Raw genomic sequence first — 16,166 nt, 5'->3', positions numbered from 1 at the left:
AGAACATGAAATTTAAGACCTTGGCGCTTTCATGCGCGGTTGCTTTAGGATTAGGAACAACAGCGGTGAACGCGGCTGACAAAGAGATTCGTTTCGACGGTTTCCCTGATTTCGATAGCAGCCTGAAGGTATTACTGCCTGATTTCGAAAAGGAAACAGGGATCAAAGTTGATTACCTTATGAACAACCACGGTGACCACCACACGAAATTAACCACTAACCTAGCAACGGGCTCTGGTGCAGGTGATGTGATTGTTGTGGACGTAGAGAAAATCGGTCCATTCGTTGGCTCTGGCGGCCTAGTTAACCTGTCTGAAAACTACGGTGCAGATAAATACGAAGAACGATTCGCACCTTACGCATGGGCACAAGGCAAAGGCGCTGACGGCGACATGTACGGTATTCCTGTCGACCTTGGTCCAGGTGTTATGTACTACCGTACCGACGTGTTTGAAAAAGCCGGCATCAATGTAGAAGACGCAATCAAAGATTGGGATTCATACATCGCTGCGGGTGAAAAACTGAAAGAGCAAAACGTACAACTTATCGCTTCAGCAGCGGACGTTGCACAAGCGATCATCTTCACCACAGTTCCTGAAGGCGAAGGTCTTTACTTCGATAAAGATGGCAACCCAGTTGTGACATCTGAGCGTTTTGTTCACGCTTTTGAAGTAGCAAAAGAGATTCGCGACAAAGGCTTAGACGGCCGCATTTTGGCTTGGTCTAACGAATGGTACGAAGGCTTCCGCAACGGCACATTTGCAACTCAACTTTCTGGCGCTTGGCTACTTGGTCACCTAAACAACTGGATCGCTCCTGAAACCAAAGGTAAGTGGGCGGTAGAAAACCTACCTGATGGTATCTACGGCAGCTGGGGTGGTTCATTCCTATCGATTCCAACTCAATCAGACAACCCAGATGAAGCTTGGGCGCTGATTGAATACATGACGACAGACCGTGACGTTCAACTTAAGCACTTCGAAACGATTGCTGCTTTCCCTGCGAACGTAACCACGTATGACGATGAGTTGTTCCAAGAAGAGATGGAATTCCTAGGAGGACAGAAAGCACGTCTACTATTTGCTGAAGTGGCACAGAACATCAAACCAGTATCTCCAGCTCAAGGCGACCACGTTGCACGTTCTATCATCTTAGAGAACGCATTGATGGAAGTGCTTGATGAAGGCAAGGACATCGAGACAGCACTTAAAGAGGCAGAGCGCCTAATCAAGCGTCGTACGCGTAATCTTTAATTTGTTATTACTTTGAGTAAGTGAGGAAGCGTGGATAACGCGCTTCCTTTTTTAAGAGGTCGTTACTATGAATCATACAGCGAGCACAACGATAGAACCTTCGGAGCCAAGCTTTTTTTCTCGTCTAAATTTGAAAGCGCTTACACCGTATGGATTTCTTCTGCCGTTTCTGATCATTTTTTCTGTATTTGGGATCTTCCCGCTGTTGTTCTCTGTTTACCTGTCGTTCCACGAATGGAACCCAGTACAGGGCATGGACGCAATGCAGTTCGTTGGTTTTGAGAACTATCACATTGCCTTGACTGACCCGTGGCTATGGCGTTCATTAAAGAATACATTGTGGCTAGCAATCACATCGGGTGTGGCTCAGCATTTAGTTGCAATTCCAGTGGCTTATATGTTGGTTTCAATGGGTGACCGTATGCGTCACTGGCTAACATCGGCGTACTTTCTACCGTTCATCACATCAACGGTCGCTGCGTCGCTGATTTTCTTCAATATGTACTCTCCTAACTCAGGAATCATTAACCAAACGCTAATGGCATTGGCTGATAGCACGCTGTTTGGTTGGGCATTTTCTTGGGTTAACGATTTTCAACCAATCCGCTGGTTAGACGATGCCACTATGGTGAAGCCGTCTATCGCGATCATGGTTTTCTGGAAATACACCGGTTTTAACATCGTCCTTTACACCACAGGTTTAATGACGATTCCTAAAGACATTTTAGAAGCTGCTCGTATGGATGGTGCCAATGCCTTCCGCCGCTTCTGGAACATCTCACTACCAATGATTCGTCCATTCATCTTCTTTGCAATCACCATGACCATCATCGGTAACCTGCAAATGTTTGAAGAACCGTTCGTTCTAACGCGTGGTACAGGTGGTACAGGTCAATCTGGTTTAACCATCTCTATGTACCTCTACAAAGTGGGTTGGGAATGGTTAGAAATGGGCACAGCGTCAGCGATTTCATGGCTTCTGTTTGCACTCATCGCGTCTTGTACTTTGGTTCAATTTTTATTCTTCGGTAAGAAAGGCTTAGGGGAACATTAAGATGTCGACATCAATTAAGACAAATACCTCACCACTAAGTGGCCTTATGCCAAGCGAACGCACCATGTACATCATGACTAAGATCTTGATGGTCATGCTCGGCATATTACTGATTGTTTCCGCAATCATTACGGTGTTCCCGTTTGTGTGGTCAGCACTGCTTTCAACACGTGACCGTTCGGAGATCTTCGGCTCGGGCATCAGCTTTGCGATTGGTGATAGCCTGATGGTGAACTACGCAAAACTGCTGGAAATCATGCCATTTTGGAAAGCGATGTTTAACTCGATTTACGTGGCTTTCTTAGGCACCACCATCTCGCTGCTGTTTTGTAGCATGGGTGGCTACGCGTTTGCTGTGTTTAAGTTCCGCGGTAAGAACGTGTTGTTCGGCATGCTGGTTGGCTCAATGGCGATTCCGCCTGTGCTTAGCTTGATCCCTTACTTCATGATCGTGAAATTCTTAGGCTTGCTGGATAACCACATGGCGGTATGGCTACCGTTCACAACCACGCCATTTGGTATCTTCTTGATGCGTCAGCACGTGATTGCATCTATTCCTAAAGAGCTATTAGAAGCAGCGAAATTGGATGGCGCAGGTGAGTTCAGAACGTATTGGAGTGTGGTACTACCACTGATGAAACCAGCACTAGCAACACTCGCTATCGTGCAGTTCGTCTTCTTCTGGAACATGTTTATGCAGCCTCTCGTGGTGCTGAACAACCCAGACAATTACGTCATCACACAAGCACTACGAAGTGTTCAAGGTATTCCGAATACGCCATGGGGCGCGGTAATGCTAGGTACCACAATTTCTATTTTACCACTCGTGATTACATACCTGTTCGCATCGAAACAGATGATCAGTGGTTTAACGTCCGGCGCAGTTAAAGGTTAGGTTTAAGGGTTATAACAATGAATAAATTTCAACTTCCAAGTGATTCAAAGTTACGCAGTAAGGAATTTGTATTCGGTGTCGCGACATCTTCATACCAAATTGAAGGCGGCGTTGAAGAGGGCGGTCGTACACCGTCTATCTGGGACACGTTTTGTAAGAAGCCGGGTAAGGTAGATAACGGCGACAGTGGTGACGTGGCGTGTGATCACTACCATCTGTGGCAACAAGACATCGAGATGATTCAAGGCTTAGGCGTTGATGCTTACCGCCTGTCAATTGCATGGCCACGCATCTTGCCGCAAGACGGTGTGGTGAATCAGCAAGGCCTTGAGTTTTATGAGCAGATCATCGATGAGTGTCATGCTCGTGGGATGAAGGTTTACGTAACTCTGTATCACTGGGATCTGCCACAATACCTTGAAGACAAAGGTGGCTGGTTAAACCGTGAAACGTCTTACAAGTTCGCAGAATACGCAGAAGTCGTGAGTAACCACTTCGGCGACAAGATTGATGTTTACACAACGCTGAATGAACCGTTTGTTTCTGCATTCCTAGGCTACCGTTGGGGCGAGCATGCGCCAGGCATCAAGGGTGAGAAAGAGGGCTACTTAGCGTCTCACCACCTAATGTTGGCACACGGTTTGGCAATGCCGATTCTTCGTAAGAATGCGCCTCATGCTAAGCATGGCGTGGTATTTAACGCGACTCCGGCTTACCCACTAACACCACAAGATCAAGGCGCCGCAGACTACTGCGAAGCCGAGAACTACCACTGGTTCATCGACCCAGTTTTGAAGGGTGAATACCCACAACTGGTCGTCGAACGCCAAGCGATGAACATGCCGATGATTCTAGAAGGCGATCTAGACATCATTAGTGCTCCTGTTGATTACATCGGTATCAACTACTACACACGCAATGTCGCTCGCTTCAACGAGAACGGCGACATTGAATCAGTAAAACAAACCGATGCTGAACACACTTACATCGGCTGGGAAATCAACCCACAAGGCCTAACCGATTTATTGGTAAGACTGGATGCGCGTTACGAAAATATGCCGCCTATCTACATTACTGAGAATGGCGCCGCAGGTAACGACGAGCGTGTTAACGGACAAGTGATGGATGACCAACGTGTTCGCTATTTCCAAGGCCACATCGAAGCGGTTCACAACGCAGTTGAAGCAGGTGTGAAAGTGGATGGCTACTTTGCGTGGAGTCTGATGGATAACTTTGAGTGGGCATTCGGCTACTGCCAGCGTTTTGGCATTGTCCATGTTGACTACACCACCCAAGAAAGAACACTGAAACAGAGCGCAATTGCGTACCGAAACATGCTTCAAGAGCGCGCTGAGGAGAACAGATAATGGCTAAAGTAGAATTTAAGAACATCAAAAAATCATTCGGTGATGTTGAGGTTGTAAAAGAGTTTGATTTTACGGTTGAAGACGGTGAGTTCGTGGTTTTCCTTGGCCCATCTGGCTGTGGTAAATCGACCACACTACGTATGCTTGCTGGTCTAGAAAGCATCAGCTCTGGTGACATCGTGGTTGGTGGCAAAGTGATGAACAAAGTCGATGCTAAAGACCGTGACTTGGCGATGGTATTCCAAAGCTACGCACTGTACCCACACATGACGGTGTACGAGAACATCGCCTTTGCACTCAAACTGAAAGGCATGCCGAAAGCAGAAATCGACGCAGAAGTACTAAAAGCGGCGAAAATGCTAGAGCTTGATCCACTACTGAACCGTAAGCCGAAAGAACTTTCTGGTGGTCAACGTCAGCGTGTGGCAATGGGTCGTGCGATGGTTCGTACACCTAAAGTGTTCTTGTTTGATGAGCCGTTATCTAACCTTGATGCCAAACTACGTGGCGTGATGCGTGAAGAGATCAAACACCTACACCGCGAGCTGAAAACCACCACGATCTACGTTACACATGACCAGATCGAAGCGATGACATTGGCGGACAGAATCGTGATTCTGAAAGACGGTTACGTTGCTCAAGTGGGTACACCAACAGAGGTGTTCCAACGCCCAGCTAACAAGTTTGTCGCGCAATTCATTGGTAACCCATCAATGAACATGTTGGAAGCAAAGCTGATTGAAAAAGAAGGCGAATACTTCGTTGAACTTGGCGATGTTCATATCCCACTGCCGGAGCGTTTTAAGTCTCTGGCATCTAAAAACCTAGCGCTTCACTTTGGTGTTCGTCCAACAGACATCCACCTACGTGCAGAGCAAGTGGACCACGACCGAGTTCTGCCATTCCCTGTGAAAATCAAAGACAAGGAATTGTTGGGCGCGAGCATTCTTCTGAAAACAGAAATTGGTGGTCAACCGCTGATGGTTGAGACCCAAGCCGCTGAAGTGGATGTGAAAGAGCTAACACTTTACTTGGATTTGGATGCTTTCCACCTGTTTGACGCACTGAGTGAGAACTCGCTAGCGAGCTAGCCAGTCAATTTAAATCAGCCATTGAGCTGACACCAACCAACTTACGACAAATTGTTTTGGCTCCTCCTGATTCGGGAGGGGCTAGGGATAGTGATGATGAAATTCGGATATTTTGACGATAAAAACAAAGAATACGTAGCAACTACACCATGCACACCGATCAAATGGTGTAACTACGTGGGTACATTAGATTTTGGTGGCATTGTCGATAGCAACGGCGGTGTGTTGCTGTGTAAAGGTGACCCGGCACTAAACCGCATTACCAAGTACATTGCACAACTGCCTAACTCAGATTTTAAAGGCTCGACCATGTACCTTAAGGTGCGTGATGAAGCGGGTAACGTAGAGGTTTTCTCACCTTTCTACACCCCAACTTTGAAGCCACTTGATAAGTTTGAAAACCACACGGGTTTGTCTTACACCACCATCATTGCAGAAGCGTTTGGTGTGCGTTGTGAAGCGACGTTCTTCGTACCGAAAGCTGACCAAGTATTGCTGCAAGACATCAAGGTCACCAACATTTCAGACCAAGCGCTACACGTTGATGTAGTGCCTGTCTACGAATTCACGCACTTCGATGCACTTAAGCAGCTATTGAATGCAGATTGGGTTCCACAAACCATGACGCTGAAAGCACACCAGCAAGAGTCGGGTCATACTGTACTTGAGCAATATGCCTTCATGAAGCGTGACTACGCCGTAAACCTGATGACAGCAGATCGCCCTGCGACGTCGTTTGATGGTGATCGCCAATCATTCCTTGGTCAGTTTGGTTACGGCACATGGGCAGCCCCACAAGCGTTAGAAAACGACGAGCTTGGCAACACCGAGTGTCTACGTGGTGACAACATTGGTGCGCTGAACCTGCGTTTAGGTTGGTTATCTCCAGAGCAGACAGAACGCACGGTTGTACAGATTGCACAAGAAGAGAGCCTAGAAGCTGCATTGCCTTTGTTAGCTAAATACCGTGACCATCAAGTGGTCGATTCGGCTTTCGCTGAGCTGGCTGAACACTGGGACTCTTACCTACAAACAGTTCAGGTCGAAACGCCAGACCCAGCAATGAACTCAATGCTTAATGTCCACAACCCGCGTCAGTGTCACACCACCAAAAACTGGTCTCGTTACCTGTCTCTTTATCAGCTTGGCTATGGCGCTCGTGGTATCGGTTTCCGTGACTCTTCGCAAGATACATTGGGCGTAATTACTCATATGCCAGAAGAGGCGCGTGAGTTCATTGAGCGTCTGCTGTCTGTGCAAAACACTAATGGTTCGGCGATGCACCAGTTCTTCCCATCGACCATGGAAGCGAACGCAGGTGACTCACGTGAAGAAGAAGATCGCCCGGATTACTACGGCGACGATCACCTGTGGATCATCTACGCAGTCACTCAATACGTGAAAGAGACAGGCAACGCTGACTTCTTGAACAAAGTGATCCCGTTCTACCAAAAAGACAAAGCGGGCAACCCTGTGGAAACAGGCACCGTTTGGGATCACTTGTGTCGCGCGATTGAATTTACCTACACCAATACTGGTGAACACGGCCTTCCGTTATTAGGTTTTGCAGACTGGAATGACACGGTGAACCTACCAACAGGTGCTGAGTCGATGATGGTAGCCAACATGTACGGCAAAGCCCTGCTCGATATGCTGGACCTTTGTGAATTGCGTGGTGAAGCGGAGCTAACTTCCAAGTTTAAAGATCAGTATCAACAGATGCAGAGCACAGTGAATGAGTGCGGTTGGGATGGCGAATGGTTTGTTCGTTACTTTGATGAGCAAGGCCTGCCAATTGGTTCTCACAAGAACGAGCAAGGGCAGATCTACACTAACGGTCAAAGCTGGCCTGTGATCTCTGGTTTCGCAACACAAGAGCGTGCCACTCAGGCGCTAGATTCGGTTTACAACAAGCTAAACACGACTAATGGTATCAAGCTTTCAACGCCGGGTTACAACGGCTTTGATCCGCAACTAGGTGGCGTTTCGACATATCCACCGGGTGCGAAAGAGAATGGCGGTATATTCCTGCATTCAAACCCATGGGTGATGATCGCAGAAGCGAAAATGGGCAATGGCGAACGTGCTTACGAGTACTACCGTCAAATTAATCCGGCTTCTAAGAACGACGACATTGATACCTTTGAGTCTGAACCATACTGCTACCCACAAAACATCTTGGGCGACGAACATAAACAGTTCGGCTTAGGTCGTAATGCATGGCTTTCGGGCACTTCATCTTGGACATACGTTGCAGGTACGCAGTGGATTCTGGGTGTTCGTCCTGAAGTAGATGGCTTGCTGGTGGATCCTTGTATTCCGGCTGAGTGGCCTGAGTTCAAAGTCCGTCGTCAGTTCCGCGGTGCAACATACAACATTCATGTCACGAACCCGAATAACGTGTGTAAGGGCGTGGTTGAGATGAAGGTTAATGGTGACCTGATTTCAGGTAACAAAGCACCGGTATTTACATCGGGTGAGCACACGGTAGAAGTGGTTTTAGGTTAACAAAGAGAAGGGCGCTTTATGCGCCCTTTATTGCTCTTTCGTTTAGTTTCTTTCGTTTGTTTTTTACGTTGTAGTTTTTCGTTAGCAATGCGTTCTCTGGGGGGGCTGGTGTCGCGTTCAGCTGTTGCTTTAGTTCGGTTATTTGGGTTGATAGGTGGCTTGGCATTGCCAAGTGAAGGTTTGAGATTGGTTCGGGCTCAGCGTCAGTAAGCCAATCTGGTTATTGAAAGCATCGGCAGGGCAAGTCATTGGTTCTATTGCAATACTTTGCTCACTCGTTGGGGTGTACAGCTGAACAAATGGGTAGCTCGCATCTTGTTGATAGTGAATCGCGGCAGATGAATCTGAGCGTGTGAAAGTCAGCTGGTTGGTTATCTTCGAATCAAATTCAAAGCAGTGGTTTAGGCTTTGATTGGTCAGGGAATCATCCAAAGACAAACGGTCAAAAGCCTGTTTTTCACCATTAGGCAGGTCGTTATCGTGTATGACCTCAGCACAAGGTGACATGGTAAGCCCACACTGTTTCAAGTCAGTGCCAAGCGAGAAATAAGGATGCCAAGCATCACCGTATGGGAAGGCGAAATCACCACAATTAGAGGCAGTTGTCGAGCAAGAGAGCTTGCCTGTGATGTCGATAGTGAAGGTGACTTCAAGGTTAAAAGCGAACGGAAAACCTGGATGTAAAGACAACGTTTGATACTCAAGCGTCACACTGGCTGACTGATCATTGACTACGCTGTTTGTGATTGAAAAAGGTTGGTTGTAGAGAAGGCCATGTACGGCGTGATCAGACCAAGGAAAGTTAGCCGGGAGTTGATGGTTTTGGTTATCGAAACTGTAACGACCTAAGTTTAAACGGTTTGGAAAAGGGAATAATTTAGCACTGCGGGAAAAGAACGGATGTTGGTTGATCAGTTCATCATAATTCTGATAACCACAAATAAAAGAGAATGGACTGTTATTTACAACGTATTTATTTATAACAGCACCAAATCCATTGATTATTTGAAGTTCTATACCATGCTGGTGGTTTATTAATGTGACAGAGTCAATATTTCCAAATTTTTCATTTATAATTTTAAACATGTTGATGTCTCCATTTTTGAAAGATATTAACAAGAAGAAAAAAATATTCAATGGCGGTTTTAAAATGAATAATAAAATTCCATATACAAGCTATTCAGGAAATTCAAAGCACCTGTGTAAAAAAGGTGATGCAGTTGAATTTATTCAACCCTGGTACACGCCAATTTCTACAACACCAGAAAATACCGGTATGGCTGTGGGCGGTATTGGCAATACATTTACACTGACGCCAAACGGCAACACACCGAACTTCAGTTTCATTCCCGGTGTATTTGTTGATTGTTCAGAACAAGTTATTAATTTTAATGATTTTTATGCTTCAGTTATGGATGTGCCGACCATTGATAGCCTTCAGGTTCTTAACGAACAAGAGCTTAGTGTTCACCTGAATTTCTACCCGGCATTATTCGATGGCAAGAAAATAGATACAGAAAATAATTCGAATGCGATTAATCTCATTCGTGCCGCAATAGAAAACGGTAACTTCTATAAAGAAAACAGAGAGAGCTTTATAAAGTGGAATGTTGAATTTTCTAATAAGACTCAATTATTAATTGAATCGGATTCATCGTCGATTGATTGTCAATTATATGTAGCCTTAGATTTCTTTAATGGTTTATTAATAAATGATACAACGAGACAGCTATCACTAACTGCGGGAAATAATAATGATATAGAAAGTGTTAATGGTAGCGATATAGAATATAAGGCTTTATATCCATTAGCTGAATATCAATATAATAGTTTTGACGGTATTAATATCAAGCGAAAGGTTGTTTCACCGATCGTTAAAGACGATAAACGCCTCTGCTCTTTACCGATGCACTGGAATCACTTCCAACTCACCAACGAATCACAGCAAACTCGCGTGATTACGCTTGCTCAACCTTTGCAAAATCTGATTGGTTCAACTTACCGAAAAGGTCGCGATGGAATCCAAGATTCGGCATGTACCTTATCTCAAAACCCGATAGCTCAGCAGCATCAAGCGGTGAAGGTAAACGGTGAAAGCCACAGTTTTAGAGGTGTTCAGCTCACTAGCCAGTCTCCGTATCAAAGTGACATTGAGGGTGAGGTGGTGTTTGGTGTCCAAGCAGAAAACCGTTTGACGAAATCTGGCAAGGTGTCGGTGTCTGTTAAGCCGACGCTTTATACTTCGAAAGTGACCCAGCAAACAGAGTTCGCATTGAAAACTGGCCGTACTAATGCCGAATTCCAAACTGGCATTTACACTGGGCGCGAAGCACTGAGCGCATTGGTTGTGGTTCAGGTTGAACTTGAGCCGGGCAAATCCGTTGACCTGCGTTTCGCACAGGTGATGGCACATAGTAAAGTTATGCTCAATGGTTGGCACTCAGACAAGGCTTACACGCAATTCTACCCGCAAGCAAAGCCTGCCTTACCCATGTTAGAGGATGTTCTGCCAAAGCTTGAGAGCATTGAACAGCAGATCGTGAAGCAACAAACGGCTTTCCTAGAACAGGCTCAAAGCAAGATTTCAAAGCCTGAATCGGCACTTCGCTATGCGACGACGGCGATGAATTCATTGTCGTTCTTAGCCGAATCTACAGTGTGGGATAAAGAAGATAAGTTCCTAGTGAAAGAGTGTGTTGATTACCCATTCTTTAACTCTCTGGATGTGTACTTCTACGGCTCGTTTTCACTGCTTTATTTGCTGCCGGAGCTTGATGGCTGCGTCATGAAAGAGTTCTCAAAAGCGATTTTGGCTGAAGACTTCACTCAGCGTCGATACTGGGAATACGAAGCGACACCGAATGCTGAATTGATTGATGAGAAGTACCAAGGTGTGCGCGCAATTCGAGGTGCGGTTATTCACGATTTAGGTAGCCCGTTCGACATCCAGCCTGACGCGTATAGCTGGCACAATGTTAAAGAGTGGAAGGACTTAGCACCGAAATACATTCTGATGGTGTACCGCCACTACCAAAACACACAAGATATTTCTGTGGTTAAAGAGTGCTGGCAGGCTGTGACTGAGAGCATCGATTTCTTATCGAACTTGATTGCTGAGGGCGATGATTTACCGCTAACCCGAGGCACAGACGACACTTTCGATAACCTCGCTTCTCACGGCATCTCAATTTACTGCGCTAGCTTGTGGGTTGCTGGTCTTCAAGCCGCGAGTGAACTTGCACAATTGATGGGTGAAAACGATCTAGGTGCGGGTTATCTAACACGTTCTAAAAAGGCATTAGCGACGGTCGAACAAAGCTTGTGGGATGAGAAAGAAGGCTACTACCACTTTTTCGTGACGCCAGTTCAAGCCAAGCATCTAACGGGCGAAGGTTATCAAGCTCTGGAAACCTTAGGCCTGACTTTGACGGGCGATTCGATTACTGACAAGAATACGCTCAATGCCTATCTCAATGAGACCGACATCTCCATTAACATCAGCAAGGTATCTCAAAGAGTCTCTAAGAAACGCTTACTGAGTGAGACTGCGCCTCAAGCCTTTACGCAAGAATATCTAGAATTAGTACCAGATTCAGACAATAGCTTTGGTGATGCGCTGCTTGCCGATAGCTATCTCAAACTGATTGGCTTAGAGGGTATTTTCCCGCAAGAGCATATTCAACGCGCATTGGACTATGTTTATAAACATAACTTTGAGATCAACAGCCCTAAGCTTGGGGTGGCGAATATGACATTGGCAGACGGTTCACCACATGAGGCTTTTCAGGCACAAGACGTGTGGATTGGTGTGCAATTTAGTGTCGCAACAGCGTTGAGTTTAGCGGGGAAATCGCAGCAAGCAGAAACATTGATGGATACCGTGTATACCGCGCTGTATGACTATTCAAAAATTCCATTTGCCGCACCTGAAGGGTTCAATTGTTCAGTCTCATTTGATGAGAAAGATCTTTCAGAGTCTTTTAGTTTGTCACAAAATGATGCGAAAAAGTGGCTTACTGCACTTAAATTGCAAAAGTGTGTGCTGTCTGACGGACGAGTTAATCCTGAGCTGACTAAAGACAGTGATAAATTTGTTAGTATGCTGCAAGGCGAAATTTCTGCAGAGCAAGCCGTGGTTCTTCATAAATGGCTTCTGAGCACAGGGTTGAAATATACCGCTGGTCGTTACTTCAGACCGGGGATGATCTTCGCCTACATGTATTAACTTAATGACACGAATTTCAACGAAAGCAGTGGTATGCAGGTTGAAATGGATGGGGAGCTCTAGGGCTCCCCAAATGTCACTGGATTAGGGTATCGAGATGCGCACTAAAACTAAAAAAACCACCGTATACGATGTAGCGAGGCTCGCCGGCGTTTCCCCAAGCACGGTTTCTCGTTTTCTTAATCGAACCACTTATGTGTCGGATGATAAAAGCCAGAACATCGAGCAGGCCATCAAAGACACTGGCTACAAGCCCAATTTTCAAATGCAGGAGAACATCAATCGCCGTTCACTCACGATAGGCGTATTGGTACAACATCCTGACAGCCCTTATACCAGTCGCATCCTCAACGACATGGAGAAAACTCTGATAGCTCAAGGTTATTCGTTAGTGATAGCAACCGGACACTGGCAAAAAAAGCTTGAGATACACGCCTTAGAGTATCTGGCTAAGAGCAATGTCGATGGCATGATCATCGTGACAGGCAGCATCACCAAAGAGGATATTGCCAAGTACGCGCAAGACATCCCGATTGTCGCGGTCGGTTATGATTTTGCTGAAGACAACGTTCGTTCCATCAATATCGATAATGTGCTGGGCGGTTACATGGCGACCTTGCACTTACTACAACAGGGACATGTCAACATCGCTCATATCAAAGGGCTTTCAAGCCAGCCAGATGCAGGTAACCGTTTTGAAGGCTATAAGAAGGCGCTTCAAGAAGCGGGCATTAAGGTGATGCCAAAGCTCGTCAAGCAAGGGGATTTCAGTAGCGAATCTGGCTATGAGAAAACTGTTGAGTTGATTGAATCTAAGATTCACTTTTCTGCCCTGTTCGCGGCCAATGACCAAACGGCTTACGGCGCGATTAAAGCGTTGCATGATCACGGCTACAAAGTACCAGAAGATGTGTCGGTGATTGGCTTTGATGACTTGCCAACGTCGAAGTATTTCACACCAGCATTAACGACCTTGAGACAGCCGATTGAAGAGATTGGAGAGGTGTGTGCGCAGTCGATTTTGAACTTGCTGTCAGGCGAGAGGCATGAAGCGCGATTACCCCCGATTGATTTAATCGTCAGAGAGTCAACCAAGTCTCTGTATCGCTAAGCCCAAACCTTTTCGTCGAGAGACTGACAATTATTATCTTCCAGAAACGAAAAATGTCGCATCCATGCGACATTTTTCTTTTGGCGGCCAAACCAGTTTTGCTATATCCACTCTAGATTTCAATCCATTCTACTCTTCATACTTGAAGCCGCAGCGTTGTTAACTGCCTAAGTTCACCCTAATCACATAGAACACCTATGCTCATAGGGCTGAACTTATTTGTTGCCTAGCTGCAACTCCAACTATTTTGAGTAGCGATACATATTCAGAATGTACTTATAAGACGCTGTTAATCTTGATTAGTTCCCTCTAGGCGGCATTTTTTTCCGATTTATTTTCTAAGTCGAATGACGCTGCAATGAGTTTCTTGGTGTAGTCGTTTTTCGGCGCATTGAAAATCTCTTCTGCCGCGCCTTCTTCCATCACTTCACCCTTCTGCATCACTAATACACGATCAGAAAGTGCTTTCACTACCGAAAGGTCGTGGCTGATGAAAAGGAAGCCGATGTTGTGCTTGGCTTGGATATCTTTCAGCAGATCAATCACGGTCAGTTGCACTGAGCGATCGAGCGCTGAGGTTGGTTCATCCAGCAAGATAAAAGAAGGTTCAAGAATCAGTGCGCGAGCAATCGCGATACGTTGTCTTTGTCCGCCAGAGAACTCATGCGGGTAGCGGTTAATTGAATTTGGTTCTAGACGTACTTCAATCAGCGCTTTGCGTGCTCGTTCCAATCGTTCTTTCGTAGAGAGTTGAGGTTGATGCACAGTTAAGCCTTCGGTGATGATCTCCCCAACTGTCATACGTGGTGACAAAGAACCATAAGGGTCTTGGAACACCATTTGTACATCTTTCTTGAGTTTATGGCGTTCTTTGTCGGTTAATAAGCTGACGTCTTGGCCTTTGTAGACAATACGCCCACTACTTGGTAGTAAGCCGATCAATGCGCGTCCAAGGGTTGATTTTCCTGAACCAGACTCTCCCACAATACCTAAAGTCTCACCTTGTTTCAGTTTCAACGAAATGCCTTTAACCGCTTCGAAGTACTGGTTCTTACTTTGGATAAAGTGAGATTTGATCAAGAACTTCACGCGAATATCTTCTGCACAAAGCAGTTCAGGTGCGGATGCCTCAACAGGAACTTTCGCGCCTTTCGGAATTGAGTTGATTAGCATACGTGTGTAATCGTGTTTAGGGCTATCGAATAGCTCTTGAGTAAGCCCTTCTTCGACCAATTCACCTTTACACATCACCAGCACGCGGTCAGCAAAGTGTTTCACCACACCTAAATCGTGGGTGATGAACAGAATCGCCATGCCCATCTTGCTTTGAATCTCTTTAATCAAAGAGAGCACTTCCGCCTGAACCGTAACATCTAATGCCGTAGTCGGTTCGTCGGCAATCAAAATATCGGGCTCATTAATCAAGGCCATTGCGATCATGATGCGTTGCAGCTGACCACCAGAAAACTCGTGAGGATACTTAGTGTAGGCTTGCTCTGGCATTGGCAGATGAACAAGCTCAAACAGCTCAAGTACGCGCTGTTTGGCCTTTGACTTCGATACCTTACGGTGACACATGATGGCTTCCGCCACTTGAGTACCGACACGCAGGTATGGATTCAAAGAGGTCATTGGCTCCTGAAAGATCATGCCGATTCTATCGCCACGAATCGACTGCATTTCTCGCTCAGTCTTGCCAAGAATCGATTGACCTTCAAACTCGATGTCTGATTGTTCATCGATCATCGCGTTATCAGGCAGCAAACGCATCAGCGCGTTTGAAGAGACAGATTTACCTGAACCTGATTCACCAACAATGGCCAAGGTTTCGCTTGAGTTAAGGGTAAAGTTAACCTTTTTTACCGCATCACTGATTCCATCATTGGTTTTGAAACTTACGGAGAGGTTATTAACTTTAAGAATGGCCCGGTCCGACATGATATATCCTTATCAATTTAAGACATTAGGTGAAGATTGAACTTCTGACGTTGTTTTTAGTTGCCCAAAATGGTGATGAGCACGTTGAATTTGTTCTAGTTCGAGCATCCAATGCGAACTGCGCTGAGCACTGCAAAAAGCAATCAGGTGATTGAGAAGGTCTTCACTCTGTTTTTCTAATAGCCCATAGGTGCGTTGAATCAGCTCGGTGCTTTCAAGCGAGATAAATTGCATCAGTGCATAAGACTGATTCAAGGTATCAAAGGCTTGTTGATGCTGTCCTAAACGGTTGAGAATCTCAGATTGAGCAACGCTTGCGTCTCTTAAACCTGCAAGTAGGCAAGCAAACTGGCAGGGTTTAATATCGCTTTGGTATGCCGCATCTTGGATGTGATGTGGAAGAGAATTGAGAACATCACCGTAAAGGCGTTGTGCTTCTGGCCAGTGACCTTGCTCCATTAACTGTTCAGCTTTTAGGTAGTGCATCCAGCATCGTTCAATTTCCATGTCCACATCCTCAATTTACAATATCTTAAAATGTTAATGATATTTATTATCAATTGCAAATTAAAATCATTCACATGTTAAGTTGGTGAATTAAAACCCTCGATATTCGTAAAAATGCGCTAAATTGTATGTTATTTATTCAGTTGAACAGCTGTGCAGCGTAAGTCACTAAATTTATAGGAAATTACATCTACACTGATTTTATCTACACCCAAGT

11 protein-coding genes are annotated in these 16,166 nt (G+C 45.6%); 8 read left to right on the top strand and 3 right to left on the bottom strand.

Going from position 1 to position 16,166, the window contains the following annotated elements; genetic code table 11:
* Positions 1 to 5: 5 nt before the first annotated feature.
* The 6 genes from L1D22_RS05330 (at position 6) to L1D22_RS05305 (ending at position 8,168) form a co-directional block, all read left to right on the top strand.
* Positions 6 to 1,253: an extracellular solute-binding protein gene (locus L1D22_RS05330; protein ID WP_017631102.1), complete on the top strand. Its 1,248-nt coding sequence runs from the start codon at positions 6 to 8 to the stop codon at positions 1,251 to 1,253.
* A gap of 67 nt (positions 1,254 to 1,320) precedes the next feature.
* The gene (locus L1D22_RS05325) at positions 1,321 to 2,307 is read left to right on the top strand and encodes a sugar ABC transporter permease (RefSeq protein ID WP_239828960.1); all 987 of its coding nucleotides are present in this window, start codon (positions 1,321 to 1,323) and stop codon (positions 2,305 to 2,307) included.
* Between the two features lie 46 nt (positions 2,308 to 2,353).
* On the top strand, positions 2,354 to 3,202 hold the full coding sequence (locus L1D22_RS05320; RefSeq protein WP_017061568.1) for a carbohydrate ABC transporter permease: 849 nt from the start codon (positions 2,354 to 2,356) through the stop codon (positions 3,200 to 3,202).
* Between the two features lie 17 nt (positions 3,203 to 3,219).
* On the top strand, positions 3,220 to 4,569 hold the full coding sequence (locus L1D22_RS05315; RefSeq protein ID WP_132981900.1) for a GH1 family beta-glucosidase: 1,350 nt from the start codon (positions 3,220 to 3,222) through the stop codon (positions 4,567 to 4,569).
* Positions 4,569 to 5,660, top strand: a complete 1,092-nt coding sequence (ugpC, locus tag L1D22_RS05310; RefSeq protein WP_239828959.1) for a sn-glycerol-3-phosphate ABC transporter ATP-binding protein UgpC — start codon at positions 4,569 to 4,571, stop codon at positions 5,658 to 5,660. The genes L1D22_RS05315 and ugpC overlap by 1 nt, the downstream gene beginning before the upstream one ends.
* 93 nt (positions 5,661 to 5,753) lie before the next feature.
* Complete coding sequence (locus L1D22_RS05305; RefSeq protein ID WP_239828958.1) at positions 5,754 to 8,168, top strand: glycosyl transferase; 2,415 nt, start codon at positions 5,754 to 5,756, stop codon at positions 8,166 to 8,168.
* Between the two features lie 138 nt (positions 8,169 to 8,306).
* On the opposite strand, the gene L1D22_RS05300 is transcribed toward L1D22_RS05305, so the two are convergent.
* Entirely contained in the window at positions 8,307 to 9,254 is a 948-nt protein-coding gene (locus L1D22_RS05300) for an aldose 1-epimerase (protein WP_239828957.1), read from the bottom strand.
* A gap of 64 nt (positions 9,255 to 9,318) precedes the next feature.
* Here L1D22_RS05300 and L1D22_RS05295 point away from each other — a divergent pair, with 64 nt between their 5' ends.
* Together L1D22_RS05295 and L1D22_RS05290 are read left to right on the top strand one after the other, a co-directional pair.
* The gene (locus L1D22_RS05295; RefSeq protein WP_239828956.1) at positions 9,319 to 12,393 is read left to right on the top strand and encodes a GH116 family glycosyl hydrolase; all 3,075 of its coding nucleotides are present in this window, start codon (positions 9,319 to 9,321) and stop codon (positions 12,391 to 12,393) included.
* Positions 12,394 to 12,490: 97 nt separating this feature from the next.
* Positions 12,491 to 13,504, top strand: a complete 1,014-nt coding sequence (locus L1D22_RS05290; protein WP_017631098.1) for a substrate-binding domain-containing protein — start codon at positions 12,491 to 12,493, stop codon at positions 13,502 to 13,504.
* 309 nt (positions 13,505 to 13,813) lie between these two features.
* Here the strand turns inward: L1D22_RS05290 and L1D22_RS05285 are convergent, their stop codons facing one another.
* Entirely contained in the window at positions 13,814 to 15,442 is a 1,629-nt protein-coding gene (locus tag L1D22_RS05285) for an ABC transporter ATP-binding protein (protein WP_239828955.1), read from the bottom strand.
* Between the two features lie 12 nt (positions 15,443 to 15,454).
* Entirely contained in the window at positions 15,455 to 15,949 is a 495-nt protein-coding gene (locus L1D22_RS05280; RefSeq protein ID WP_019826219.1) for a hypothetical protein, read from the bottom strand.
* Positions 15,950 to 16,166: the final 217 nt, after the last annotated feature.

The sequence above is a fragment of the Vibrio sp. Isolate34 genome (assembly GCF_022397915.1).
Taxonomy (GTDB): domain Bacteria; phylum Pseudomonadota; class Gammaproteobacteria; order Enterobacterales; family Vibrionaceae; genus Vibrio.
The sequence above is the reverse complement of the archived record's forward strand: the minus strand, read 5'-3'. Positions and strand labels throughout refer to the sequence as shown.